A 1,235-nucleotide genomic window follows, 5' to 3' on the forward strand; every position below is an offset into this window, starting at 1 on the left:
GCCGCACCGGTAGGTCCGGCGGGATCTGTAGAACCCATCGGGGGCACGCGGGACAGGCTGTCGTGGGCGCGGACTGCGGGGGCAGGCGTGGGTGCGAGTGCGGACACTGGTCAGCAGCTGGCGGAGATCACCGAGCGGCTGGCGCAGATCGAGCTGCGACTGCTCAACGCCGAAGGCGCCGAGGCGGCTGACCTCGCCGACCGCATCGCGTGGATGAATGGCAAGGGCGGGCAGCCGGAGGGCTACCCTGCCCGCCAGCAGCGAAGCCGTGGTGATGTGGTCGATGACCATGCTCATGGGACGCCGCCTCGCCCACCGCAGAACCCGCCCGCTCGCCCCTGCCCGTGTCGCGGCGTGAATAGCCCCGGCCGGTCCTCTGCCAGCCAGCCCCGCGCCACCAGCCGCTTCGCCTTCACCCGGACACCCTCGACCTTCGCCGACACCAGTTCCAGGCCCAGCCGGGCGGCGAGGTCTTTCGCCCGCAGTCCTTCCCCGCCGCCGGCCTCCAGCACCGCCAGCAGCCGCCGGTACTCCGGCGCGAGCACCCGGCTGCCAGACCCTCGCGCCACTCGGGAACCACTGCCCCGGGCACGGGCTCCTTCACCACGGCCAGAATCGGTGCCGGCCGGACCAGCTCCTCCGGCACAGCCCCAAACGCCAGGGCCTCGGTCAGCTCAGCCAGCGCCACAACCCGCCGCTCCAGAACGGCTTCCGCGTCCGACAGCTCGGCCAGAACCCGGTCCGCCTCGGCACGCAGTTTCTCCACCCGCACCCGGACGGCCGACTCTCGAACCTCCAACACCCCCATCACCGACGGCACCTGCACACCTCCCCGACGAAACAACACGACGTGTCGTCCCTGCCGCAGAACCGTCGGCATCATGCCTGAGCAGCGAAAACGCAGCGATCACAGTCGGAAAGACAACGGCTTCTTACGGGCTCGTCCGACGTAAGTATTGGTGGGGTGGTGGGTGATGGGCGTTCGGGGTGGTGGTGGGGGTGGTGGGTTGGGGTGGGGTGCTGCCGGGTGGGTGAGGGGGTGGGGGGATTGTCGCTCGGGCGGGCTAATCGTGTGCCAGGGGGGCTTATTTTGTTGTTATTTGACGGATAGTCAGGTTGTGATGAGGGGTATGGGGGCGAGGTGTTTACACCCGGTCGGCCCTGTGATGCGACGCCATGGATCTGTCCGATATGACAGGTAATGGGGTTGTAAGTACGTTCGTCTCAGGTCGGCT

The 1,235-nt window shown here is 68.3% G+C and carries 2 protein-coding genes; both read right to left on the reverse strand.

Annotated elements, in window-relative coordinates:
• The coding region (locus AB0915_RS39230; RefSeq protein ID WP_366696197.1) for a hypothetical protein at window positions 1-297 on the reverse strand (297 nt) is incomplete at its 3' end.
• A complete protein-coding gene (locus AB0915_RS39235) occupies window positions 294-569 on the reverse strand; it encodes a hypothetical protein (protein WP_366696199.1) in 276 nt (91 codons plus the stop codon). The genes AB0915_RS39230 and AB0915_RS39235, both read right to left, overlap by 4 nt.
• Between the last annotated feature and the right edge of the window lie 666 nt (window positions 570-1,235).

The organism is Streptomyces sp. NPDC048411 (assembly GCF_040704695.1).
Lineage (GTDB): Bacteria > Actinomycetota > Actinomycetes > Streptomycetales > Streptomycetaceae > Streptomyces.